The sequence below is a fragment of the Microbacterium sp. SORGH_AS_0862 genome (assembly GCF_030818795.1).
Classification (GTDB): domain Bacteria; phylum Actinomycetota; class Actinomycetes; order Actinomycetales; family Microbacteriaceae; genus Microbacterium.
The window spans coordinates 1,731,696-1,755,064 of record NZ_JAUTAY010000001.1; the positions used below are offsets into that span (position 1 = coordinate 1,731,696).

A 23,369-nucleotide genomic window follows, 5' to 3' on the forward strand; every position below is an offset into this window, starting at 1 on the left:
TCGGGTGACCCGCCGGGGATGTGAGTCCGGAATGTTGGTAACAGTTACATTTGCGAAATGTGGAGCACTTAGCGTTGTCGGCATGACGACCCCCGCACCCGCCGTCATCGCGGCGCGACGCGTGTTCCTCGACGGGGCCTTCCGCCCCGCCACCGTGACCGTGACCGACGGGCGCATCAGCGCGATCGGCGATTTCGATCCGGATGCGGAACACGCTCTGCCGGACGACCTCGTGCTGCTGCCGGGCCTCGTCGACTCGCACGTGCATCTGAACGACCCGGGTCGTGCGAGCTGGGAGGGCTTCGACACGGGGACCGCGGCGGCCGCGGCGGGCGGAGTCACGACCGTGCTCGACATGCCGCTCAACAGCATTCCGGTCACCACGACCCCGGAAGCCCTGGCCGAGAAGCGGGCCGCCGCGAGGGGACGCATCGCCGTCGACGTGGGCTACTGGGGCGGCGCCGTGCCGGAGAACATCGGTCGCCTGCGGGAGCTCGCCGATGCGGGCGTCGTCGGCTTCAAGTGCTTCCTCTCGCCGTCGGGCATCGACGAGTTCGGACACCTCAGCGCCGAGCAGCTCGATGAGGTGCTCACCGAGCTCGCCGCCTTCGACGGACTGCTCATCGTGCACGCCGAGCACCCCGCGCACCTGCACGCCGACGGCGCGCTCGGCGTGCACTACGCGGACTTCCTCGCCTCCCGGCCCCCCGCCAGCGAGCGGGCCGCGATCCAGCTCGTGATCGAGACCGCCCGGCGCACGGGTGCGCGTGTGCACATCGTGCACGTCTCCGACGGCACGGCCCTCGACGACGTCAGGGCGGCCAAGGCCGAGGGCGTGCGGATCACGGTCGAGACGTGTCCGCACTACCTGACCCTGGATGCGGCGGCCGTCCCCGACGGCGCCGCATCGTTCAAGTGCTGCCCGCCGATCCGCGACCTCGCCAATCAGGACCTGCTCTGGCAGGGCGTGCTCGACGGCACGATCGACGCGATCGTCAGCGACCACTCGCCCGCGACCCCGGAGCTCAAGGGCGAACCGGATTTCGGCCTCGCGTGGGGCGGGATCTCGGGCCTGCAGACGGGGCTGTCGAGCGTGCACACGAGAGCGCGCGAGCGCGGCATCCCGCTGGAGGCGTTCCTGCCGCTCATGACGACGGGGCCGGCGCGCGTGGGCGGACTCGGCTCGCGCGGCACGATCGCGGTCGGCGGGCCCGCCCATCTGACCGTCTTCGCGCCCGACGAGACGTTCACGGTGGATGCGGCGGCCCTCGAGTACCGCAACCCGCTCTCGCCGTGGGACGGGGCGAGCCTCACGGGCGTCGTCGCCGAGACGTGGCTGCACGGCGAGCCGGTGTACCGTCGCGGCGAGGGTCTGCTCGCGCGCACCGGACGCGAGCTGATCGCGGCAATCGACGAGGAGCGCCAGTGAGCACACCCATCCTGCAGCCGGGCGTCGGCGACATCGCGGGCGAGCACTACCTTCCCGCCGCCGTCGAGAACGTCTTCTGGGGTCGGCTGCCCTGCGCCACCGACGCGCCGGTGCTCCGGATCGAGCCTGGTGCCACCGTGACGGTCGACACCGTCAGCCATGAGGGCATCCTCGAGGATCAGGGCAAGGACCCCCGCGCCTTCTTCGGGGCGCACGGCGTGGCGACCGAGCAGGTGCTCGACGATGCCGTGGCGATCGCCGCATCCCTCTCGCGCGACGTGATGGCCGACGGTCCCCACGTGGTGACCGGCCCCATCCATGTCGCCGGCGCCCAGCCGGGCGATCTGCTGCAGATCACGGTCGTCCGACTCGAGCCGCGGGTGCCCTACGGCGTGATCAGCAATCGTCACGGGAAGGGCGCGCTCGTGGGCGAGTTGCCCCGCGGTGAGCACAACGTGAGCGTGTTCACCCCCGTCGTGGAGCAGGACGGCGCTCTCGTGGGCGCGCTGCCTCTGGTCGAGGGGGGACCGGCGGCGGTGGCCTTCCCGCTCGCACCGTTCCTCGGCACGATGGGGGTGGCGGTCGCAGGCTCCGACCGCCCGCACTCCGTGCCGCCGGGCGCCCATGGCGGCAACATCGACATCAAGCTGTTGACCGAGGGCGCCGTGCTCTACCTGCCGGTGCAGGTCGCGGGCGCACTCGCGTACGTCGGCGATCCGCACTTCGCCCAGGGCGACGGCGAGGTCGCACTCACCGCGCTCGAGGCGTCGCTGCGGGCCACGCTGCGGTTCGACGTCGTGCCGCGCTCGGTCGCGCTGGCCGAGTTCGGCGAGCTCCTCGGCCCGCTCGTGCGCACCGACGAGTACCTCGTTCCGACGGGGCTCGATCCCGATCTCGGCGAGGCGATGCGCCGCTGCGTGCGCGCGGCGCTCACCCTGCTCCAAGCGCGGTACGGCATGGCCGAGCACCTCGCCTACGCGTACCTCTCCGCCGCGACCGACTTCGACATCTCCCAGGTCGTGGACATCGTGTGCGGTGTGCACGCCCGCATCCGGGAGGCCGACTTCGCGGGAGCCCCGGTTTCCGGCGCCGCTTCCGCAGGAGATCTCCCCCCATCAGGAGATTCCGCGCCGGATTCTCCTGCGCAGGCGACGACGGATGCGGAGGGCCGGGCATGAGCGAGATCCCCGCCGACCTCCGCGCCGCCTTCGACCGCTACGAGCGGGCCATCCTCGACAACGACCTCGCGGTGCTCGACGAGATGTTCGCGCCCGGCGACGAGACGCTGCGCGGGGATGCGGCGGGGCTCCTCGTCGGCCACGACGTGATCAGCGCCTTCCGGGGCGTGCGGGGCGGAGTCGCGCCGCGGACGATCCAGCGGATCGAGTACCGTCCGCTCGCCGACGACCTCGCCCTGCTCGTCTCGGTGTCGCGCTTCACCGGGGGCGGCACGGGGCTGCAGACCCAGCTCTGGCGGCGCGGCGGGAGCGGATGGGTCATCGAGGCCGCGCACGTGACGGGCAAGGCGCAGGCGCTCGACCGGTCGGTCTGGCGCACGGTCGGCGACCCGCTGTGGCAGGGCGCATGGGAGGGTCCGCTCGAGGGCCTCAACGTCGCCGTCAAAGACCTCTTCGCCATCAAGGGCTACCGCATCGGCGCGGGCAACCCGACCTTCCTCGAGACGGCGAGGCCCGAGTCCACCACGGCTCCGGCCGTCGCCGATCTGCTGCGCGGCGGGGCGTCGCTGCGCGGCATCGCACGCACCGACGAGTTCGCCTACTCGATCGCGGGAGACAACGCCCACTACGGCACCCCTCCCAACGGTGCGCTCCCGGGCGCTCTGCCGGGCGGATCGTCGAGCGGACCCGCATCCGCCGTCGCGACGGGTCAGGCGGAGGTGGGACTCGCCACCGACACCGCGGGATCCGTGCGCGTGCCCGCCTCGTACCAGGGGCTGTGGGGCCTGCGGACGACCCACAACCTCGTGCCGCGTCAGGGAATGCTGCCCCTCGCGCAGTCCTTCGACACGATCGGCTGGCTCACGCGCGACGGCAAGACCCTCCAGCGGGTGGTCGACTGGTGCCTGAGCTACGACGGCTCGGAGTCGACCGAGAGCGTGTTCGGCGAGTCCGCGGGCGACCTGCCCTGGCGCTTCGTGATCCCCGAGGACGTGCTGACCCACGTCGAGCCCGACACCCGCGCGGCGTTCGACTCCTATGTGGAGCGGCTCGCCGCATCCGAGGGCGCGCCGGAGATCGACACGGTCTCGATCGGCGACCTCGACGAGTACTTCGATCCGTTCCGCACGGTGCAGGCGGCGGAGGCCTGGCGCAACAACCGCGAGTGGCTCCGCGCCCACCCGGGATCGACGGGGGCAGCTGTCGCCGAGCGGTTCCGCATCGCCAGCGAGGTCACGGCCGCGGCGGAGCGCGTCGCGCGTCAGGCGCTCGAGCCGCTCCGTGAGCGCGTGCACGCCCTCCTGCAGAACGCCGTGCTGCTGCTGCCCACCGTGCCCGGCCCCGCGCCCATGCGCACGTCCGATCCGGCGAAGGTGGATGCGGTGCGCCAGGCGACGCTGCGCATGACGACGCCCGCGGCCGTCGCCGGCACACCCGCCCTCTCGATCCCGCTGCTCACCGTCCGCTCGCAGCTCGGCCCCGCGCCCGTCGGGGTCTGCCTCGTCTCACGCAGCGGCACCGACATCGCCCTCGTCCGCCTCGGACGCCGCCTCGCCGCGCTCTGACCGCGCTCCCCCAGGAAGCACTCATGACCGACACCCTCCCGATCGACCCGCCCGCCCGCCTGCTCATGGGGCCGGGCCCCATCTCCGCCTACCCGTCCGTGCTGCGCGCCATGTCGGCGCCGCTCGTGGGCCAGTACGACCCGTTCATGACCCACACGATGAACGAGACGCAAGAGCTGTACCGCCAGGTGTGGGCCACCGGGAACGACGCGACCCTGCTCGTCGACGGAACGTCGCGCGCCGGTATCGAGGCTGCGATCGTGAGCCTCGTGCGCCCCGGCGACCGCGTGCTCGTGCCCGTGTTCGGACGCTTCGGCCACCTGCTCGCCGAGATCGCCGAACGCGCGCTCGCCGAGGTGCACACGATCGAGACCGAGTGGGGTCAGGTCTTCACGCCCGCGGCGATCGAGGAGGCCGTCGTGCGCGTCAAGCCGACGCTCCTCGCGCTGGTGCAGGGCGACACCTCGACCACGATGCTCCAGCCCTTGGAGGAGATCGGCGAGATCTGCCGCGCGCACGGCGTGCTCTTCTACTCCGACGCCACCGCATCCCTGGGAGGCAACGCGTTCGAGGCCGATGCCTGGGGACTGGATGCGGCGACCGCCGGTCTGCAGAAGTGCCTGGGCGGCCCGAGCGGCTCCGCCCCCATCACCCTCAGCGAGCGCGCCGTCGAGGTCATCCGCTCCCGCAAGCGGATCGAGGCCGGCATCCGCGAGGCGGGCGACGAGGACGCGCCCGACTTCGTCCGCTCCAACTACTTCGACCTCGGCATGATCCTCGACTACTGGGGCCCGCGCCGACTCAACCATCACACCGAGGCGACGAGCATGCTCTACGGCGCCCGCGAGTGTGCGCGCCTGCTGCTCCTCGAGGGCCGCGAGGCGGTGATCGCCCGGCACGAACTCGCCGGCCGCGCGATGCTCGCCGGCGTCGAGGCGCTCGGCCTCGCCGTCTTCGGAGACGTCGGGCACAAGATGAGCAACGTCGTGGCCGTGTACATCCCGGACGGGGTGCCCGGCGATGCCGCGCGCACCGCGATGCTCGAGGACTTCGCCATCGAGATCGGCACGTCCTTCGGCCCGCTGCACGGCAAGGTGTGGCGCATCGGCACGATGGGCTACAACGCCCGCAAGGACACCGTGCTCACGACCTTGGCCGCTCTCGAGGCGGTGCTGCGCCGCCACGGCGTCGCGGTTCCCGCCGGCGGCGGCGTGGAGGCCGCATCCGACGTCTTCGCGGGGCGCGCATGATGTTGGAGGTCTCGCCGGACCGCATCGCGGCCGCCGCGCGGCGCGTGATGGCGAGGTGCGACGAGCTCGCGCGCGTCACAGCGACGCCTGGCCGCATCGAGCGGGTCTACCTCTCTCCCGAGCACGCACGGGTGAACCGCCTCGCGGCGGAGTGGATGCGCGAGCTCGGCATGCGCACGCGACAGGATGCGGCGGGCAACCAGATCGGCCGACTCGACCGCATCGTCGGCGACACGCTCGACCCGGACGCGCCCGCGCTGATCATCGGCTCGCACCTGGACACCGTGCTGGATGCGGGACGCTTCGACGGGATCGTGGGCGTGCTGATGGGGCTCGAGATCGCCCGGCTCCTGCGGACGCCCGTCGGTGACGGGCGCTTCGGCGTCGCTCTCCCGTTCGCGCTGGAGATCGTCGCGTTCTCGGATGAGGAGGGCACGCGATTCGGCAAGGCCCTGCTCGGCTCCTCGGCGGTCGCGGGACTATGGGACGAGGACTGGTGGGCGCTGACGGATGCCGACGGCACGAGCCTGCGGCAGGCGTTCCTCGAGTTCGGGCTCGACCCGGCGCGCATCGCCGAGGCCGCCCGACGACCGGAAGAGCTGATCGGCTATCTCGAGGCGCACATCGAGCAGGGGCCGGAGCTCGACCGGCGCGGTGAGCCGCTCGCGGTCGTCTCCTCGATCGCCTCCGCCCGCCGCTTCCAGCTCGTCGTCGAGGGGGAGGCCCGCCATGCGGGTGGCACGCCGTACGACATGCGTCGCGATGCGCTGCTGGGTGCGAGCGAGGCGGCGCTCGCGGTCGAGCGCATCTGCCGCGACGAGCACCACATCATCGGCACCGTCGGTCAGCTCGAGGCGTACCCGGGTGCGGTCAACGTCGTGCCCGGCGAGGCGCGCTTCTCCCTCGACCTCCGCGGAGAGTTCGACGAGACCCGCGACCACGTGTGGGACGAGCTCTCCCGCGAACTCGACGCGATCATGGGTCGCCGCGGGCTGCGCTGGAGCTCACGCGAGGTGCACAGCGCCGCGGCCGTCATGTGCGCGCCGCTCCTGCAGGACGTGGTGCGCGAGGGCATCGGCGCCGCCGACGCGCCCGGCGGCGACGACCCGGCCGTGATCTTCAGCCGCGCCGGCCACGACGCGATGTCGATCGGCGCGATCACCGACGTGGGGATGCTGTTCCTGCGCAACCCTGACGGCATCAGCCACCATCCGGGGGAGTCCGTCTCGGCACCGGACGTGGCTCTCGGCATCCGTGCCCTCGCCGAGTCCGTGCTCGCGCTCGCCGCCGACGTCCGCGTGCGCTGACGGGGGCGGGGTTCGGGGCCTGCGGCTCGGGGGCTGCGGGGGTTCGACGGCTGCGGCTCGGCATCTGCGGCCGGCATCTGCGACACTTCTCCGCATCCGCGACAGGTTTCAACTGGCGCACCTGCGCATTTCTGTGGCATCTGCGCATGTGCGACGCAACTCGGCAGGGAGAGGGGAGCCGGACAACACGGCGTGACGAGACCGGTGGGGCGGGGCGGCCCGCCCCACCGGCGGGCGTCAGTGCTCGTCGTAGTGGTCGCCGTGGGGGGCGTGCTTGTGGCCGTCGTGGACGTAGTCGACGTGGTCGTCATGGCTGACGGTGTCGTGGCCGCATCCGTCGCCGTGGGCGTGCTCGGCGCTCGAGTGCTCTGCCACACTCTCGTGCTCGTCGTAATGGTCGCCGTGCAGGGCGTGGTGGTGCGTGCCGTGCACGTAGTCCACGTGGTCGCCGTGGTCCACGGCCTCGTGGCCGCAGTCGGCGCCGTGCTCGTGCTCGTCGACGCCGTGCTCGGCGTGAACGTCGGTGGTGCTCATGGTTCTTCTCCTTGATGGGTCGCGTCCTCTTCGAGGACGTGGGTGAGTGCATCGTCGACGACGTGGGCGATGTGGTCATCGCTGATGCTGTAGAGCGCCTCTCGGCCGGCGCGGGCGACGGTGACGATACCCGCGGCGCGGAGCGTCCCGAGGTGTTGAGAGACCAGCGGTTGCGACATGCCGGTGCTCGCCACCAGGTGCGTGACTCCCGCGGGTTCAGCAGCCAAGAGTCGGACCAAGCGCAGACGCGACGCCGAACCCAGCACCTTGAAGAGTGCCGCGGCCGCCTCGAGTCCTGCGTCCTGCTCCACACGGACAGCACACCACAACACATAAACACATAGCAATGTATTTATGTAGATGATAACGATGATCAGATGCGTATGCGGGTGGGCACCCGTCCGGCATCCACGATGCTTCTCCGCATCCGCGAACTCCGGTATCCGCTCGACGTTCGGTGGCGACGCCGCCCGCTTCCGCGACACTTCTCCGCATCCGCGACAGTTCTTGACAGGCGCATCTGCGCATTTGTGTGGCACCTGCGCACATGCGACGCAGTTCGGCACGAAACCGCGCCGGGCAGCGCGCCAGGGTGCCGCGCCGGCCGATCAGCGGGCGCGCGGGACGCTCGTGACGAAGAGGGCGACGACCCGCTCCTCGCCGACGAGGCGCCAGCGGTCGCGGGCGCCCGCGGGGAATCGGATGAAGTCGCCCGGCTCGAGCGCATAGGTGCCGGCGCCGAGCACATCCACCTCGAGGTGCCCCGAGACCAGATACAGGCCGCTCTCGCCCGGCGACTCGAACCACTCGGCGATGTACTCGTCGGGGCCGAAGGCGTACTCGACGACCTCGAGCGCCGAGCTCTCGCGCAGCAGCAGCGCTCGCCCGAGCGCGGCGTCGTCCCGCTCCGCGACGGGGATGCGGCGCCCCTCGCCGGCGCGGACGACATCGACCTCGTCGGCGCCCACGGCCGGCAGCAGGTCGCCTGGCCGCACCCCGAGTGCGCGGGCGAGGCGGTAGACCGACGCCATCGAGGGGGCGCTCGCGCCGCGCTCGATCTGGCTCAGGAACGGCTGGCTCATCCCTGCCGCCGCGGCCAATTCGCGCGTCGAGAGCCCGGCCGCGTCCCGGAGTCGGCGGATCTCGGCGCCGACGACCGAGCCGAGGTCGGCATCGAGGGAGGGGTCGCTCAATTTACGCTCCGGAAACGTTCGCCGAATGCTCTCGTCATCGCATCCATTGATTATGAATGCTGTCAGTTATCGCCGAGGGTGTTTCCCTCAGTTTAGAAGAGCACGGAGAGTCCCATGAGCGCATCGGTCGAGATCGAGCGGATCGTGCGGGGACTGCCCAAGGTCAGCCTGCACTGCCACCTCATCGGCTCGGTGCAGGCGACGACGCTCGTCGAGCTGGCGGCCAAGCACGGCGTCGTGCTCGACGGCGGACGCACCGCCGAGAACCTGTTCGATCACGCCAGCTACGAGGATCTCGACGAGTTCCTCCGTGTGCTGGATGTGGCGGGCTCCGTCATCCGCGACGTCGACGACTTCCATCGCGTCACCTACGAGTCGCTGACGGCGGGCGGAGCCGCGCACAACGTGCTCTACCGCGAGATCTTCCTCAGTCCTCCCGGCCACCCCGGCGTCGCGTACCGCACGATCATCGACGGCGTCCGCGCCGGGATGCGCGACGCCGAGACCGACACCGGCATCCGCAGCAACCTCATCGTCGGCCTCAACCGCAACGACACCCCGGGCGCCGCCACCGAGCTGGTCGAGACGATGATCGCCAATCCCTACGACGAGGTCATCGGGATCGGTCTCGACTACTCCGAGATGATCGGGCCGCCCGAGAAGTTCTGGAAGGCCTTCCGGCTCGCCGGCGAGGCCGGTCTGCAGCGCACCGCGCACTCCGAGTCGGGGCCGCCCCACAACATCGAGACCATCCTCGACCTGCTCGGATGCAGCCGCGTCGACCACGGCTACCACATCGTCGACGACCCGGACATCACGCGCCGCTGCGTCGAGGAGCGCATCCCCTTCACCTGCACCCCCGTGTCGAGCGACATCGGCCGGTACTCCGGCAGCGGGGACGGCAGCCACCTCCGCATCAAGCAGATGGTGGATGCGGGACTGCTCGTGACCATCGACTCCGACGACCCGCCGATGTTCGGCACCGATCCCACCCACGACTACCGCGCCCTCGCTCACGCGCTCGGGTACGGCCTCGACACCCTCGCATCCTTCACCGACAACGCGATCGAGGCGAGCTGGCTCGACGCGGACAGCAAACGCGAGCTGCAGCAGCGCGCCGACCGCATGGTCGCCGACCTGGCCGCGCCGCCCGTGAAGACCCCCTGACCCACCCATCCACCACCAGGAGCACCCATGTCACGCAGCCACCGATCCCGCCTGGGAGTCGCCCTCGCCGGCCTCGTCGTCTCCGCCGTCGCCCTCACCGCCTGCGCGGGCGCGTCGGGGGAGCCGGCCGCATCCGGATCGTCCGACGGAGCCGGTCTCGGCGACGTCACCCTCCAGCTCAGCTGGATCCTCAACGAGGAGTTCGCCGGCGAGTACTTCGCCGACTCGAAGGGCTACTACGAGGAAGCGGGCCTCGGAAAGGTGCAGCTGATCCCCGGTCCCTCGACCGGCGTCGCGGAGCTGCTCAGCGGCACGACCGACATCGCGATCAACGACGCCGTGTCGGCCGGCACGGCGGTAGCCACCGAGGGCGCACCCATCAAGATCATCGGCGCGACGCTGCAGAAGAACCCGTTCACCATCCTCTCGCTGGCCGATGGCGGCAACATCCTGAAGCCCTCGGACATGATCGGCAAGCGCATCGGCGTGCAGGACTCGAACCGGGCGCTCTTCTCGGCGCTGCTCGCCGCGAACGACATCGACCCCTCCCAGGTCGACATCGTCCCCGTGCAGTACGACCCGGCGCCGCTGACCAACGGCGAGGTCGACGGCTTCACGGCCTACCTCACGAACGAGGCGATCACCGTCGAGATGGCCGGGTTCAAGACGGCCAACCTGCCGCTCGCCGAGAACGGCCTGCCGTTCGTCGCCGAGACGTTCTCGGTCACCGACGACACCCTCAAGAACCGGCGCGACATGCTGAAGGCCTTCCTCGTCGCCGAGATCCGCGGGTGGACCGACGCCCTCGCCGACCCCGACGAGGGCGCGCGTCTCGCGAAGGACGTCTACGGAGCCGACCTGAACCTGGATCCCGCCAAGACGATCGCCGGCCTGTTGGCCACCAACGCGCTCATCACGACGGACGAGACGGCCGAGAACGGCCTGTTCACGGTTTCCGAGGCCCTGCAGAAGCAGACGATCGCCAGCCTCGCGGGCGCCGGCATCACGCTGGACGCGTCCGACCTGTTCGACATGAGTCTGCTCGACGAGGTCTACCAGGAGAACCCGGACCTCATCGCGTACGCCGGCTGAGTCCTGAACGCCGCCGCCCCGCATCCCGCGTCGGATGTGGGGCGGCGTCGTGTGTGGCGTGCCGGATTCGGGGTGGTGCGTGCGTGGTGTGCCGCCCCATCGGTCGTCGCGTGCTCGAGGGCGACACATTTCCGCATCCGCCACAGTCATGAACTGGCGCTTCTGCGCAGAAGTGGCGCATCTGCGCAGAAGCGACGCAACTCGGGCACCGGAAGTGCGCCTCGGGCGGGGCGCCGGCGCCACGCGCTCGAAACATCGCAGTGTTACCGTCACCAACATCCGCGTCGTCCGCCCGAACCGAACTGGAGCCCCATGAGCCTGCTGATCACGCACGCCCGCCTCATCACCGTGCCCGCCGGCACCGAGGACGCCGGTTACATCGAGGACGGCTGGATGCTCGTCGAGGACGGGCGGATCGCGGCCCTCGGGTCGGGTGCTCCCACGGTCACCGCCGATGAGGTCCTCGACGTCGACGGCGCGTTCGTCGCCCCCGGGTTCGTGTCGAGCCACTCGCACCTGTTCACGAGCGGACTGCGCGGACTGGGCGTGGGAGAGACCCTCTACGGATGGTGCGACTCCATGCTCGGCATGACCTCCGCGGCGACGCCGGAGGACATCTACTGGTCGACCCTGCACGGCGCGCTCGACTTCCTCGGCAACGGCGTCACCACCGCCTACAACTTCACCGATCCGCTGCAGGCGTGGGAGTCGATGGTCGACGGCAAGCGCGTCGGCAATGCCGCGATGAGGGGGCTCGAGTACCACACGCGCCAGGCCGACGGGTGCCTCGACGCCGGCATCCGCTTCGTCGACGCGATCGGCATGGATGCCACCGTCGGCAGCGACGACGAGATCTTCGACCGGTTCGCCGCGGAGGTCGCGCACTCGCGCGCGATGGACCCGGCGTTCGCGCTGGGCGCGTCGATCATGGGACAGGTGCAGTGGTCCCCGCGGCCGGATGCGGCCGAGGTCGAGGTGGAGGCGATGCGCCGGTTCGGGGTGACCAACCAGGCCCACTTCCTCGAGTCCCCGGAGGCCGTGCCGCTGCAGCAGTCCAAGTTCGCGATGTACCGGGATGCGGGTGCCCTCGGCCCTGGCATGATGTTCGGCCACTTCATCCAGACCACCCCCGAGATCATCGAGCAGACCGCCGCCGGCGGCGCCTCCATGTCCTGGCAGCCCGCATCCAACGGACGCCTCGCCTCCGGGGTCGCCCTCGTTCCGGAGATGCTGGCGCTGGGGATGAGGGTGGGGATGGGGCTGGACGACCAGGCCTGCACGGACGTCTCCGACCCGTGGCAGAACATGCGCGCGGGCATCTTCATGCAGCGCGCCCGGACGAAGGACCCGCTGTCGATGATGCCCGAGCGGGTCCTGCGCCTGCACACGCTGGGCGGAGCTGCGATCCTGGGCGTCGACGACCGCGTCGGCAGCCTCGAGGTCGGCAAGTTCGCCGACTTCGTCGTGGTCGACCCCCGCAAGCCCGATGTCGGTCCGCTCTGGCACCCCGTGCGCAGCTACGTGCTGTCGATGACGCCCCGCAACCTCAAGCGGGTCTACGTGGGCGGCCGTCTCGTCAGCGAGGAGGGGGTGTCGACGAACCCGCTCGCGCCGGAGGCGACCATCCGCGTGCACGAGGACCTGCCTCGCGTGGCCGAGCGCCTGGGTCGCCACCCCGCCTGACGCCGCCAACGACGAAGGGGGCCGGGATGACCCGGCCCCCTTCGCGTGCGATCGATCAGCGCGCGGCGCCCGCGAGCGTGCCGGTGACCTGACCTGCCGTGTCGTAGATGATGCAGGAGACCAGGCGGTCGTTGCCCTCATCCCAGCTCTGCTGGGTCGGGGCGAAGTAGGAGAACTCGAGGGTTGACTCCTCGTAGGCGATGCCGGCGAAGGTCGAGAACTCGGGGTAGCAGCCTTCGTCAGCGGCGGCGTAGACGCCGTCCTTGCCCGGGAACTCACCATCGGGAAGCGAGAACTCGTAGTAGACCTCGTTGTCGTGCGGCTCGCTGCAGGGCACGACCGGGACGTCGGTGACCTCTTCGCCGGACTGGTCGTTGAGGCAGTCGCCCACCGAGAGGGTGAACACGTCGGCCTTGCCGGCGTCGGTCACCTCGCCCGTGTCGGAGTCGCGCACCGCCTCGGGGCCGCCCCCGAGGTCGCTGATCTGGAAACAGCCGCCGAGGAACAGGGCGGCCCCCATGACGGCGGAGGCGGTAAGGAGGCGGGAGGTACGCATGGCACTCGCTTTCGGGCGCGCTCGGACGGCTGTGCCGTCGGAGGAGGCTGAAGGGAACGTGTTCGCTGTGGTGAACGGCCGCCAGGCTATCGGTCCACGCGTGCGCGCACGAGTCTCTTGACGCCGACCTGTGGATAGGTCAGGTGTAACGGTGCGGAAACACGACCGCCAGTGTTCGTGAAATCTACATCGCTTAGCGTCGGACTCGTCACGCAGACCGCTGCCGCCGGGATGAACCCGAGCACGGGAGGCGCCGGCATCCCAACCACCCGAAGTGCACCACCCGACAAACCGGGAGACAGCTTATGTCCCGCTTCACCGCACGCCGCACGCGCGTCGCCGTGTCCATCGCCGCCGTCGCTCTCTCGGCCCTCGCGCTCAGCGCGTGCGCCGGATCCAGCGACCCCGCATCCTCGTCGTCCTCCGGCGGCGACGCCGCGGGCTTGGGCGACACCACGATCCAGCTCAGCTGGATCAAGAACGAGGAGTTCTGCGGCGAGTTCTTCGCCGACTCGAAGGGCTACTTCACGGACGCGGGCTTCAGCAGCGCCACGCTCGTGCCCGGCCCATCCACGAGCGCCACGGAGCTGATCGCCGGATCCGCCGACTTCGGTCTCAGCGACGCCGTCGCCATCGGCTCCGTCGTCGCGAGCGAGGGCGCGCCGCTGAAGATCATCGGCACGACCTACCAGAAGAACCCGTTCACGATCCTCTCGCTGAAGGACGGCGGCAACATCGCCACGGTCGCCGACCTCAAGGGCAAGAAGATCGGTGTGCAGGACCCGAACACCTCGCTGTTCAACGCGTTCCTCGCCGCCAACGGGATGACCACGTCCGACGTCACGGTCGTCCCCGTGCAGTACGACCCGGCGCCCCTCACGAACGGCGAGGTGGACGGCTTCGTCTCCTACCTGACCAACGAGGCGATCATCGTCGCGAACGAGGGCTACGAGACCGTCAACCTGCCCTTCGCCGACAACAACCTCGCGTTCCCGGCCGAGACCTTCGTGGCGACCGACGACATGATCAAGAACAACCCGGAGAAGGTCAAGGCGTTCCTGAAGGCCGAGATCCAGGGCTGGACCGACGCGATCGCCGACCCCGCCGAGTGCGCGCGTCTCGCCTACGAGGACTACGGCAAGGACCTCAACCTCGACCCGAAGAACTCCGAGGCCGGTGCCGCCGCCCAGCTGAGTGACCTCGTCGTCTCCGATGAGACCGCCGAGAACGGCCTGTTCACGATCTCCGACGACCTCAAGGACGCCACGATCAAGAGCCTGTCGGAGGCCGGCATCGACGTGACCGCCGACCAGCTGTTCGACACCTCGCTCCTCGAGGAGCTCTACAGCGAGAACCCCGACCTGGTCAAGTACGCAGGTTGACACCGCGAGGGCGCCCGTCCGCGGGCGCCCTCGTACTCCCCACCCCCCGTCGGTGACCCACCGACCCCGAGCGAAAGCAGCCATCGACGTGACCCAGACTGTCGTCGAGACCGGCGCGACCGATGCCGCGCTCGGCACCGGCCTCCAGATCACCGGCCTGAACAAGGTTTTCACCACCGGCCGCAAGTCGGTCGTCGCCCTTCAGGACACGAACCTCCACACGGACCAGGGCACGTTCCTGTCGCTGCTGGGGCCGTCCGGATGCGGGAAGTCGACCATCCTCCGCATCCTCGCGGGCCTCGAGCAGCCCACGAGCGGCACGACTCGCGTCGACGGTAAGAGCCCCAAGGAGATGCGTCGCGAGAACAAGCTCGGGATCGCCTTCCAGGACTCGGCGCTGCTTCCGTGGCGCAGCGTCTACGCCAACATCCGTCTGCCGTTCGAGATCGCGGGCAAGAGCCCCGACAAGGCGTACATCGACGAGATGATCGCCCTGGTCGGGCTCCGCGGTTTCGAGAAGGCCAGGCCGGCGCAGCTGTCGGGCGGGATGCGGCAGCGCGTGTCCATCGCGCGCTCGCTCATCATGCGCCCCGAGGTCCTGCTGTTCGACGAGCCCTTCGGCGCTCTCGACGACATGACCCGCCAGAAGCTCAACCTCGAGCTGCTGCGGATCTGGACGGAGAAGCCTGCGACCACGCTGCTGGTGACGCACGGCATCTCCGAGGCCATCTTCCTCTCGGACCAGGTCGCCGTGATGAGCCCGCGCCCCGGCCGCATCAAGGAGGTCATGACGATCGACCTCCCCCGCCCGCGGATGCCCGAGATGATGCGCAGCCCGGAGTTCCACTCGTACGTCGATCAGGCCTCTGAGCTCCTGTTCGGAGCGGGAGGGGCCGCGGCAGATGACGACCACTGACGCATCGCCCAAGGGCAAGGCGGTCCAGTGGGAGGACGTCCGCCTCCCCGCGTGGGTTATCGGGATCATGGGCGGGATCGCCCTCGTCGCCTTCTGGTGGCTGATCTCCACGATTTTCCTCAACCCCTCGGGCCGGCAGATCATCCCGAGCCCGCCCGACGTCATCGGCGCGTACATCACGACCGGCTGGGACTACTTCGCCCGCAACTTCTCGGTGACCCTGGTCGAGGCGGGCATCGGATACCTCTGGGGGAACGGTCTCGCTCTCGCGCTCGCGTTCATCGTCCTCCTCGTCCCACGGTTCGAGGGCGTGGCCATGCAGTTCGCGATCCTCACCTACTGCGTGCCCATCGTCGCGATCGGCATGCTCGCCGTCGTGCTGTTCCCCGTTCCGAAAGCGGGCGAACCCAGCGGTACGGCGGTCTTCCTGGCGGCCCTGTCGGTCTTCTTCACGACCGTCGTCGGAGCGCTGCTCGGGCTCAAGTCGGCCGACCGGTCGAGCTTGGACCTCATCACCGTCTACGGCGGCAGCAAGCTGACGCAGCTGCGCAAGGTGCGGCTCATCGCAGCACTTCCCGCCATCCTCAACGCGTTGCAGATCGCCGTCCCTGCCGCCTTCCTCGGTGCCGTGCTCGGTGAGTTCTTCGGCAAGATCGAGGCCGGGGTGGGATTGGCGATGATCCTCGCGCAGCAGAACTCCGACGCGCCCCTCGTCTGGGCGCTCGCCCTCGCCTCCGGCGCCGTGGCACTCGCGGGCTTCGCCCTCGTCGGACTCGTCGCCCGCCTCATCGCGCCCTGGTCGAAGGGAGCCCAGAAGTGACCGAAGCAGCCGTCGCGGCCACCGGCACACGGCAGTCCGCCGAAACCATGAACGCCCCCTCCGGCCCGCAGCCGCCCGCGCAGAAGCCCGATATCCAGGTGACAGTGCGCAAGCAGGTGGCGTCCGGCGCCCTGAAGGCGTTCGGCTGGGGAATGGTGACCTTCGTCGGCACCCTCGTGGGCGTGCTCGCCCTCTGGGTCGGTGTCCTGGCGCTCCTCAACGTCTCGCCCATGATCGCCAAGGGCCCCATCGACGTGTGGAACTACCTCTTCACGCTGCCGGCAGCCGAGGCGAACCGTGAACTGATGTTCGGGAACCTGGCCGTCACGCTGGGGCACTCGCTCATCGGTTTCGTGTCGGGACTGGTCGTCGCGATCCTCGGCGCCAGCATCTTCCAGCTGAGCAAGGGGATCGAGCATGCGCTCATGCCGGTCGCTATGCTCCTGCGCTCGGTGCCCCTGATCGCGATGGCGCCGGTGATCATCATGATCTTCGGCCGCGACATCGCGACCGTGGCCGTCATCGGCGGGATCGTCGTGCTCTTCCCTGCCCTGGTGAACATCTCGTTCGGTCTCAAGTCCGCCTCCGCGCAGATGAACGACCTCGTCGAGGTCTACGGCGGTGGTTCGTGGGCCAAGCTGCGCAAGATCGCCATGCCGTCCTCGCTCCCGGCGTTCTTCGCCGCCGTACGCATCTCGGTCCCCGGTGCGATCACCGGTGCGCTGCTCGCCGAGTGGCTCGCCGTCGGCGGCGGGATCGGCGGCTCGATCGCCGGCTACATCCCGCAGGCACAGTTCAGCGCGCTCTGGACGTCCGTGGTGCTCGTCACGATCGTCTCGCTCGTGCTGTACAACGTGATCCAGATCGTCGAGAACGTGGTGCTCGCCCGCATGGGCATGCGGGCCCAGACCGGTATCTGACCCCCGCGGCGACTCGCGCCGCATCCGCCGATTCCAGGAAGATCTTCGGTATGACCGATCTCGCCGCGTTCGCGCACGGCCTGCCCAAGGCAGAGCTCCACCTGCACCTCGAGGGCACCCTCGAACCCGACCTCAAGTTCGCGCTCGCCGAGCGCAACGGCATCGAGCTCGCCGAGAAGACCGTCGACGAGATGAAGGCCACCTACGACTTCACCGACCTGACGAGCTTTCTCGCGGTGTACTACCCGGCGATGCGGGTCCTGGTCACGGCCGACGACTTCCACGACCTCGCCTGGGCCTACCTCCAGCGGGCTGCGGCGCAGGGCGTCGTGCACGTCGAGATGTTCTTCGACCCGCAGGCGCACACCGGTCGCGGAGTGCCGTTCGCCGATGTGATCGGCGGCTACCGCCGTGCCGTGGTGCGCGCGGAGCGTGAGCTCGGCATCTCGGCCGAGCTCATCATGTGCTTCCTGCGCGACTACTCCGCCGAGTTCGCCTTCGCGACGCTCATGGAGGCGCTGCCGTACAAGCAGTGGATCCTCGGGATCGGCCTGGACTCCGACGAGCGCGGCAACCCGCCGGAGAAGTTCGCCGAGGTCTTCGCCCGGGCACGCGCCGAAGGCTTCCTGCTGACGATGCACTGCGACATCGACCAGCCCGGCTCCATCGACAACATCCGCACCGTGCTCGACACGATCCAGGTCGACCGCATCGACCACGGCACCAACATCGTCGAGGACCCGGCACTCGTCGCCCTCGCCATCGAGCGCGGGCTCGGCTTCACGACGTGCCCGGTGTCGAACTCGTTCGTGACCGAGCAGATGAAGGCGGACGAGATCGTGGGGCTGCTCCGCAAGGGCGCCAAGGTCACGTTGAACTCGGACGACCCGGCCTACTTCGGCGCGTACGTCGGCGACACCTACGTCGCGCTCGCCGAGTACGCGGGGCTGACCGAGACCGATCTGGTGCAGTTCGCGATCAACTCGTTCGAGGCCTCGTGGCTGACACCGGCCCGCCGCGCCGGCTACCTCGCGGCCGTCGCAGACTATGCGGCGCGCCACGGCGTCGCGATGCCCGCCGCATAGCCTCGGACCATGACCGATCCTGTCGCCACGATCGCCGCGGATGAGGATGCGGCCGGCCAGCGTCTGGGCGCCCGCATCCGCGAGCTGCGCCAGGCGCGCGGACTGACCCTCGTGCGCCTGGCCGCGGCGACCGAACTGTCGCATCCGTTCCTGAGCCAGCTGGAGCGCGGCCTCGCCCAGCCCAGCCTGGCATCGCTCCGGCGCATCGCGGTGGCACTGGAGACGAGTCCGATCGAGCTCATCGCCGCCTCCGACGAGCCGCGCGAGGCCGCATCCGCGATCGAGATCCAACGAGCCGGATCCGGCGCCGTGCCCGAGGGGTTCGCATCCGGCACGGCGCGGATGCTGGCGCACGACGCGCGCGCCTTCCACCCGGTCGAGGTCGCAGCCGACGCCCTCGTGCCCGGTGAGAGCTTCACCCACGAGGAGGAGGAGTTCCTCTACGTGGTGACCGGCGGCATCCGTATCGAACTCGACGGCGAAGCGCACGATCTGACCGCCGGCGACTCGGTGCACTTCCCCGGAGGCGTCGTGCACCGCTGGTGGTCGCTGGACGGGGAGCCGTACCGGCTTCTCGTCGTCAAGAGCGCGGGCGTCCTCAGGCCCCGCACACCCGGAGGAACGCCGTGATCTCGTACGCCGACTACCTGCAGCTGCTGCCCAAGACGGAGCTGCACTGCCACTTCGCCTCGACGATGACGGCGACCACCTTCATCGAGCTGGCCGCGCGCTACGGCGTGGAGCTGTGGGGCGACGACCCCGAGACGCTCTTCGACTTCGCCGACCTGCCCGAGTTCCTCGTCGCCTTCCGCGCCGCGCACGACGTGCTGCGCGAGCCGGCGGACTTCGAGCGGGTCGCCTGGGAGGGCGTGAGGGCCGCCGTCGCCGAGGGCAACCTGCGCTACCGCGAGTACTACGTGAACCCGCAGTACTTCGCCGACCGCGGGATCGGCTACCGGGACGTGATGGACCCGATCATCGCGGGCCTGCGCCGCGCCGAGGCCGACTTCGGAGTCGGGTTCCGCATCGTCGCCGCGATCAACCGGCGCGACAGCCCCGAGTCCGCGGTCGCGATGGTGCGCGAGGTGATCGAGCACGGCATCCCCGAGGTCGTGGGCATCGGCCAGGACGACCTCACCCCGGAGAACACCGAGGATCCCACCCGGTTCGCGGCCGCGTACCGGCTCGCCGCATCCGCCGGTCTGAAGCTGACGGCGCACGTCGGGGAGACGCCGACGGCGACACCGGATGCGGTACGCGAGGCGATCGAGGTGCTGGGCTGCGACCGTCTCGACCACGGTTACCGCATCGTCGACGACCCTGCGGTGGTGGCTCTCGCGCTCGAGCGCGGCATCGGGTTCGCGACGACGCCCGTGTCGACGACCATCTGCTCGGGGTGGACGCTGGACGAGGGCCACCGCCTGCGCGCCATGATCGACGCGGGTCTCACGATCAGCGTGTCGACCGACGACGCGATGTTCTTCCGCACCGACATCGGCAAGGAGTACCGCGAGGGACTCGTGGCATTGGGCGTCGACGCGGCCACGGCGAAGCGCATCGCTCTCGCGGGCATCGACATCTCGTTCGCGGATGCGGCCACGAAGGCGCGCCTACGCGGCGAGTTCGAGGGCGCGTTCATCGCCCTCGACGCCCTCCTCGAGACCTGACCCCCGCCGTCGGCCGCTGCTGATCCTCCTGCTCGCTGATCGAGGGTGTCCCCGAACACCGCGGAGCTCGACGTGATCTCGGATCAGGCTGCGGAGGCGTCTGCTGTGCGGCGCGTGATCCCGGGCACGGCCTCCAGAAGCAGACGCGTGTACTCGTGGGCGGGGTGCGAGAACACGTCGGAGGCGGCGCCGTCCTCGACGAGCCTGCCGCCTTCGAGCACCGTCACATGGTCGGCGATCTGGCGCACGAGTCCGAGATCGTGCGAGATGAACAGATAGGTGAGCCCCAAGCGGCTCCGGAGATCGAACAGCAGGTCCACCACCTGCGACTGCACGCTCACGTCGAGGGCGCTCGTGGGTTCGTCGAGCACGAGCACCGAGGGGGATACGACCAGGCTGCGGGCGAGCGCGACGCGCTGCCGCTGGCCCCCGGAGATCTCGCGTGCCCGCTTGCCGAGGATGGTGCGCGGCAGCTCCACCGCGTCGAGGGTCTCGAGGGTGCGTCGTTCGCGCTCGGGTCGCGGCACCCCGGCGATCCGCAGCGGTTCCTCGATGATGTCGAAGGCATGGAAGCGCGGATCCACCGCGGCCAGCGCGTTCTGGTAGACGAGCATCATGTCGCCGGGGCGCGCGTTGTACGAGGGGGGAGTCGGCGCAAGGGATCGGCCCAGGACCGACACCTCCCCGCCGTCGAAGGAGGACAACCCCGCGAGGATGCGGGCGAGCGTCGTCTTGCCCGAGCCGGATTCCCCCACGATCGCGTGGACCGCGCCGCGGCGCACCCGCAGCGAGACCTCGTCGAGCGCGACGACGGGTTCGGTGCCACGCCGGGTCGTGCCGAACGTCTTGCGCACGCCGTGGACGCGGACGACGGCGTCGGCCCCCTCGTCCTGGACGCCTGGTACGCGCAGATGGGCGTACTTGTGCGGCGATCGAGACGGCACGTCTGCGAGCAGGCTCCGGGTGTACTCATGGCGGGGTTGCGCCACGATCTGGGCGACGTGCTGGTGCTCCACGAGATGGCCGAGATTCAGCACGCCGATGTGGCTGCTGCGCTCTTGTGCGAGCGCGAGATCGTGCGTGATGAACAGCACGCCGAGGCCGCGCTCGTCGCGCAGATCGTCGAGCAGGTCGAGGATGCGGCGCTGCACGGTGACATCCAGCGCGCTCGTGGGCTCGTCCGCGATGAGGAAGGAAGGGTCGCTCGAGATCGCGATCGCGATGAGCACGCGCTGCAGCTGACCGCCGGAGAGCTCGTGCGGGTACGACCGCAGTCTCGCGCGTGCGTTCTTCACCCCCACCCGCTCGAGCAGTTCCTCGGCGCGGGAGAGCGCCTGCGCCTTCGAGATGCTCGGTGTGACGACACGGATCGCCTCGACGATCTGCGCGCCCACGCGTTGGAGGGGATCGAGGGAGCTCAGCGGGTCCTGCGGCACGTAGCCGATCGTGCGTCCTCGAAGCGGACGCCAGCGTCGGCGGTCGTAGTCGGACACCGTGTGCCCGTCGAGGCGGATCGTTCCCCGGCTGATGCGGCCGTTCGCCGGCAGCAACCCCGAGATCGCCTGCGCGATCGTGCTCTTGCCGGAGCCTGACTGGCCGACCAGGGCGAGGGTGTCGCCCCTGTCGATCGAGAAGGTGACGCCGTGCACGACGTCGGGGGCGACGCGGTCGCACCGCGAACGGGCGTAGGCGACGGCCAGGTCATCGACCCTCAGCAGCGTGGCGGTGCGTTCAGACATCGTTCCTGTTTCCTCTCACCGAGTAGCTGAGCCGGTTGACGGCCCACACCGTGATCAAGATGGCGAGGCCGGGGAAGACCACCAGCCAGGGGGAGGAGACCACGTAGGTGCGCGCCTCCGAGACGAGCAGTCCCCATTCCGGCTGCGGGGGTGGCGCGCCGTACCCGAGGAAGCTGAGGGCGGAGATCCACAGGATCGCGATCCCGAACTGCAGCGCCGCCAGCGACAGAACGGCGGAGAAGGAGTTCGGGAAGACGTGACGACGCAGCACGTACAAAGATCGACCACCGATGTGACGACTGGCCTCGACGAAGGGGAGCTGGGTGATCGTGAGCACCTCCGACCGCATGAGGCGGGCGAAGGTCGCCACGGTGGACACGCCGACGGCGATCGCGGCGTTGAGGCTGCCGAAGCCGAGCGACACGACGACAACCATCGCGAGGAGGAGGCCCGGGATCGACAGCAGCGCATCGACGACGCGGCTGATGACCGCATCCACCGCCCCGCCGACGACGGCCGCGATGAGCCCCAGCACCGTTCCCGCGCCGAGCCCCAGGGCGACGGCCACAGCCGACGCGAGCAGGGTCGCCGAAGTGCCGTGGACGATGCGCGACCACACATCGCGCCCGAGGTTGTCGGTGCCCAGGGGATGGGCGAGAGAGGGCGGGTCCAGCGTGATCGCATCGTCGCCCACGAGAGGGTCGTACGGGGTGAGTGCCGCCGGGGCGACGACCGCGACCACGAGCAGCAGGATCACCGTGATCGCGGCGTAGTCGAGCACCGTGAACTGGGCCACCGTGCGCCGCAGGGCGTCCGTGCGGCGAGGGATCGGCGGCGTGGCCAGAAGGGAGACCGCGTTCTCTTGCGTCGTCATGCGGGAACCGCCTCCGGCTGTTGCAGGCGAGGCGCGCGTCGGCGCGTCCCCGCACGGATCAAGGACTGCCCGATACGAGGATCGAGCCGGACGTAGAGCAGGTCGGTGGCGAGGTTGATCGCGATGTAGACCACGGAGACCAGAAGCACGATCGCGACGATCACCGGTGTGTCCTGGTCGCGCACGCTCGTGTAGGTGAAGTAGCCCAGACCGTGGCGGTTGAAGATCGTCTCGACGACCACCGCACCCGCCAGAAGGTCCCCGACGACCAGGGCCAGGAGCGTCAGTGAGGGGATCGCGCCGTTCTTCAGGATGTGGCGCAGGACGATCCCAATCCCGGACACGCCCTTGGCCTCGAGCACGGCCACGAACGGCTGGCGCGATGCGCCGGTGAGTCCCTGGATGAGCACCTGGCTGAGCGTGCCGCTGCTGGCGAACGCCAGAGTCAGGGCGGGCAGCACGAAGGAGGCCAGCCCTTGATCGCGGATGGAGGACACCCACCCGAACTGGAAGGAGAACATCGCGAGCAGAAGGTAGCCGACGAGGAAGCTCGGAGCCGAGATCGAGAGCACGGGAAGCCCCCGGGCCGCCTCGCGCACCCATCGCCACGGAGCGAACACGGCCGTCAGCGCGACGGCGGACGACAGCGCGGCGGTGAACAACAGAGCGAGCCCGGCGAGGACGATCGTCTCGCCCAGTGCCTGCCCGATCAGATCGGACACCGCGCGGCCGTTGACGAGCGAGAAGCCGAGGTCTCCCGTGAACAGGCGGCCCAGATGGGCAAAGAACTGCGCCACCGGCCCCTGGTCGAACCCGTAGTAGGCCCGAAGCGCGTCGGCCGTGGAGCTCGGCAGCGGGTTGACCGGGTTGGTGATCTTGTTCTCGAGCGGGTCGCCGGGGAGCACGAACAGGATGAAGAACGTGAACGTGTAGACGATGGCGATGACGATCAGCGCTTGGAGGGATCGCCTGAGGACGTAGCCGGCATTCGACATGGTCGGTCTCCGCAGCC

22 protein-coding genes are annotated in these 23,369 nt (G+C 69.8%); 15 read left to right on the forward strand and 7 right to left on the reverse strand.

The annotated features are described in order from the left end of the window. The first annotated feature begins 82 nt into the window (after positions 1-82). Genes allB through QE377_RS08390 form a run of 5 tightly spaced genes read left to right on the forward strand, consistent with a single transcriptional unit; the run spans position 83 to position 6,729 of the window. Positions 83-1,429 (forward strand): allantoinase AllB, encoded by a 1,347-nt coding sequence (gene allB, locus QE377_RS08370; RefSeq protein ID WP_307321748.1) that lies wholly within the window; start codon positions 83-85, stop codon positions 1,427-1,429. Continuing rightward, a complete protein-coding gene (locus QE377_RS08375; RefSeq protein WP_307321750.1) occupies positions 1,426-2,607 on the forward strand; it encodes an acetamidase/formamidase family protein in 1,182 nt (393 codons plus the stop codon). The genes allB and QE377_RS08375 overlap by 4 nt, the downstream gene beginning before the upstream one ends. Next, the gene (locus QE377_RS08380; RefSeq protein ID WP_307321752.1) at positions 2,604-4,172 is read left to right on the forward strand and encodes an AtzH-like domain-containing protein; all 1,569 of its coding nucleotides are present in this window, start codon (positions 2,604-2,606) and stop codon (positions 4,170-4,172) included. Before QE377_RS08375 ends, QE377_RS08380 begins: the two co-directional genes overlap by 4 nt. Before the next feature lie 23 nt (positions 4,173-4,195). After that, a complete protein-coding gene (locus QE377_RS08385) occupies positions 4,196-5,422 on the forward strand; it encodes an alanine--glyoxylate aminotransferase family protein (RefSeq protein WP_307321754.1) in 1,227 nt (408 codons plus the stop codon). Next, a complete protein-coding gene (locus tag QE377_RS08390; protein ID WP_307321757.1) occupies positions 5,419-6,729 on the forward strand; it encodes an allantoate amidohydrolase in 1,311 nt (436 codons plus the stop codon). Before QE377_RS08385 ends, QE377_RS08390 begins: the two co-directional genes overlap by 4 nt. 237 nt (positions 6,730-6,966) lie before the next feature. Here the strand turns inward: QE377_RS08390 and QE377_RS08395 are convergent, their stop codons facing one another. The 3 genes from QE377_RS08395 to QE377_RS08405 all read right to left on the reverse strand — a co-directional run bounded on the left by QE377_RS08395 (position 6,967) and on the right by QE377_RS08405 (position 8,456). Then, positions 6,967-7,263: a hypothetical protein gene (locus QE377_RS08395; RefSeq protein WP_307321760.1), complete on the reverse strand. Its 297-nt coding sequence runs from the start codon at positions 7,261-7,263 to the stop codon at positions 6,967-6,969. Continuing rightward, positions 7,260-7,574 carry a helix-turn-helix transcriptional regulator gene (locus QE377_RS08400; RefSeq protein WP_307321762.1) on the reverse strand — a complete coding sequence of 105 codons (315 nt, stop codon included), beginning with the start codon at positions 7,572-7,574 and terminating at the stop codon, positions 7,260-7,262. The genes QE377_RS08395 and QE377_RS08400 overlap by 4 nt, the downstream gene beginning before the upstream one ends. A gap of 297 nt (positions 7,575-7,871) precedes the next feature. After that, on the reverse strand, positions 7,872-8,456 hold the full coding sequence (locus QE377_RS08405) for a helix-turn-helix domain-containing protein (protein ID WP_307321765.1): 585 nt from the start codon (positions 8,454-8,456) through the stop codon (positions 7,872-7,874). 114 nt (positions 8,457-8,570) lie between these two features. Between QE377_RS08405 and add (QE377_RS08410) the strand changes: the two genes are divergently transcribed. The 3 genes from add (QE377_RS08410) to QE377_RS08420 all read left to right on the forward strand — a co-directional run bounded on the left by add (QE377_RS08410) (position 8,571) and on the right by QE377_RS08420 (position 12,398). After that, on the forward strand, positions 8,571-9,623 hold the full coding sequence (gene add / locus QE377_RS08410; RefSeq protein ID WP_307321768.1) for an adenosine deaminase: 1,053 nt from the start codon (positions 8,571-8,573) through the stop codon (positions 9,621-9,623). A 27-nt stretch (positions 9,624-9,650) separates the two neighbouring features. Next, a complete protein-coding gene (locus QE377_RS08415; RefSeq protein ID WP_307321772.1) occupies positions 9,651-10,715 on the forward strand; it encodes an ABC transporter substrate-binding protein in 1,065 nt (354 codons plus the stop codon). A gap of 312 nt (positions 10,716-11,027) precedes the next feature. Next, a complete protein-coding gene (locus QE377_RS08420; protein WP_307321776.1) occupies positions 11,028-12,398 on the forward strand; it encodes an amidohydrolase family protein in 1,371 nt (456 codons plus the stop codon). A 55-nt stretch (positions 12,399-12,453) separates the two neighbouring features. Here the strand turns inward: QE377_RS08420 and QE377_RS08425 are convergent, their stop codons facing one another. Then, on the reverse strand, positions 12,454-12,954 hold the full coding sequence (locus QE377_RS08425) for a septum formation family protein (protein WP_307321778.1): 501 nt from the start codon (positions 12,952-12,954) through the stop codon (positions 12,454-12,456). 305 nt (positions 12,955-13,259) lie between these two features. On the opposite strand from QE377_RS08425, the gene QE377_RS08430 reads away from it, so the two are divergent. The 7 genes from QE377_RS08430 to add (QE377_RS08460) all read left to right on the forward strand — a co-directional run bounded on the left by QE377_RS08430 (position 13,260) and on the right by add (QE377_RS08460) (position 19,744). After that, entirely contained in the window at positions 13,260-14,336 is a 1,077-nt protein-coding gene (locus QE377_RS08430) for an ABC transporter substrate-binding protein (RefSeq protein ID WP_307321781.1), read from the forward strand. A gap of 88 nt (positions 14,337-14,424) precedes the next feature. After that, positions 14,425-15,252: an ABC transporter ATP-binding protein gene (locus QE377_RS08435; protein ID WP_307321784.1), complete on the forward strand. Its 828-nt coding sequence runs from the start codon at positions 14,425-14,427 to the stop codon at positions 15,250-15,252. After that, positions 15,239-16,072 (forward strand): ABC transporter permease, encoded by an 834-nt coding sequence (locus QE377_RS08440; RefSeq protein WP_307321787.1) that lies wholly within the window; start codon positions 15,239-15,241, stop codon positions 16,070-16,072. The genes QE377_RS08435 and QE377_RS08440 overlap by 14 nt, the downstream gene beginning before the upstream one ends. Continuing rightward, on the forward strand, positions 16,069-16,992 hold the full coding sequence (locus tag QE377_RS08445) for an ABC transporter permease (RefSeq protein ID WP_307321791.1): 924 nt from the start codon (positions 16,069-16,071) through the stop codon (positions 16,990-16,992). The genes QE377_RS08440 and QE377_RS08445 overlap by 4 nt, the downstream gene beginning before the upstream one ends. A 50-nt stretch (positions 16,993-17,042) precedes the next feature. Next, the gene (gene add, locus QE377_RS08450; protein WP_307321793.1) at positions 17,043-18,077 is read left to right on the forward strand and encodes an adenosine deaminase; all 1,035 of its coding nucleotides are present in this window, start codon (positions 17,043-17,045) and stop codon (positions 18,075-18,077) included. A gap of 9 nt (positions 18,078-18,086) precedes the next feature. Beyond that, positions 18,087-18,707, forward strand: a complete 621-nt coding sequence (locus QE377_RS08455) for a helix-turn-helix domain-containing protein (RefSeq protein WP_307321798.1) — start codon at positions 18,087-18,089, stop codon at positions 18,705-18,707. Continuing rightward, positions 18,704-19,744 carry an adenosine deaminase gene (gene add / locus QE377_RS08460; RefSeq protein ID WP_307321801.1) on the forward strand — a complete coding sequence of 347 codons (1,041 nt, stop codon included), beginning with the start codon at positions 18,704-18,706 and terminating at the stop codon, positions 19,742-19,744. Before QE377_RS08455 ends, add (QE377_RS08460) begins: the two co-directional genes overlap by 4 nt. Before the next feature lie 83 nt (positions 19,745-19,827). Here add (QE377_RS08460) and QE377_RS08465 read toward each other — a convergent pair whose 3' ends face one another. Genes QE377_RS08465 through QE377_RS08475 form a run of 3 tightly spaced genes read right to left on the reverse strand, consistent with a single transcriptional unit; the run spans position 19,828 to position 23,352 of the window. Further along, a complete protein-coding gene (locus QE377_RS08465) occupies positions 19,828-21,483 on the reverse strand; it encodes an ABC transporter ATP-binding protein (protein ID WP_307321804.1) in 1,656 nt (551 codons plus the stop codon). Beyond that, positions 21,476-22,357, reverse strand: a complete 882-nt coding sequence (locus tag QE377_RS08470) for an ABC transporter permease (protein ID WP_307321807.1) — start codon at positions 22,355-22,357, stop codon at positions 21,476-21,478. Before QE377_RS08470 ends, QE377_RS08465 begins: the two co-directional genes overlap by 8 nt. Then, entirely contained in the window at positions 22,354-23,352 is a 999-nt protein-coding gene (locus QE377_RS08475) for an ABC transporter permease (RefSeq protein ID WP_307321810.1), read from the reverse strand. The genes QE377_RS08470 and QE377_RS08475 overlap by 4 nt, the downstream gene beginning before the upstream one ends. Positions 23,353-23,369: the final 17 nt, after the last annotated feature.

Bases quoted from the DNA above. Each gene is read 5' to 3' on its own strand.
- allB (WP_307321748.1), top strand. From the start codon at position 83: ATGACGACCCCCGCACCCGCCGTCATCGCGGCGCGACGCGTGTTCCTC.
- QE377_RS08380 (WP_307321752.1), top strand. From the start codon at position 2,604: ATGAGCGAGATCCCCGCCGACCTCCGCGCCGCCTTCGACCGCTACGAG.
- QE377_RS08385 (WP_307321754.1), top strand. From the start codon at position 4,196: ATGACCGACACCCTCCCGATCGACCCGCCCGCCCGCCTGCTCATGGGG.
- QE377_RS08390 (WP_307321757.1), top strand. From the start codon at position 5,419: ATGATGTTGGAGGTCTCGCCGGACCGCATCGCGGCCGCCGCGCGGCGC.
- QE377_RS08395 (WP_307321760.1), bottom strand. From the start codon at position 7,263: ATGAGCACCACCGACGTTCACGCCGAGCACGGCGTCGACGAGCACGAG.
- add (WP_307321768.1), top strand. From the start codon at position 8,571: ATGAGCGCATCGGTCGAGATCGAGCGGATCGTGCGGGGACTGCCCAAG.
- QE377_RS08415 (WP_307321772.1), top strand. From the start codon at position 9,651: ATGTCACGCAGCCACCGATCCCGCCTGGGAGTCGCCCTCGCCGGCCTC.
- QE377_RS08420 (WP_307321776.1), top strand. From the start codon at position 11,028: ATGAGCCTGCTGATCACGCACGCCCGCCTCATCACCGTGCCCGCCGGC.
- QE377_RS08425 (WP_307321778.1), bottom strand. From the start codon at position 12,954: ATGCGTACCTCCCGCCTCCTTACCGCCTCCGCCGTCATGGGGGCCGCC.
- QE377_RS08430 (WP_307321781.1), top strand. From the start codon at position 13,260: ATGTCCCGCTTCACCGCACGCCGCACGCGCGTCGCCGTGTCCATCGCC.
- QE377_RS08440 (WP_307321787.1), top strand. From the start codon at position 15,239: ATGACGACCACTGACGCATCGCCCAAGGGCAAGGCGGTCCAGTGGGAG.
- add (WP_307321793.1), top strand. From the start codon at position 17,043: ATGACCGATCTCGCCGCGTTCGCGCACGGCCTGCCCAAGGCAGAGCTC.
- QE377_RS08455 (WP_307321798.1), top strand. From the start codon at position 18,087: ATGACCGATCCTGTCGCCACGATCGCCGCGGATGAGGATGCGGCCGGC.
- QE377_RS08465 (WP_307321804.1), bottom strand. From the start codon at position 21,483: ATGTCTGAACGCACCGCCACGCTGCTGAGGGTCGATGACCTGGCCGTC.
- QE377_RS08470 (WP_307321807.1), bottom strand. From the start codon at position 22,357: ATGACGACGCAAGAGAACGCGGTCTCCCTTCTGGCCACGCCGCCGATC.
- QE377_RS08475 (WP_307321810.1), bottom strand. From the start codon at position 23,352: ATGTCGAATGCCGGCTACGTCCTCAGGCGATCCCTCCAAGCGCTGATC.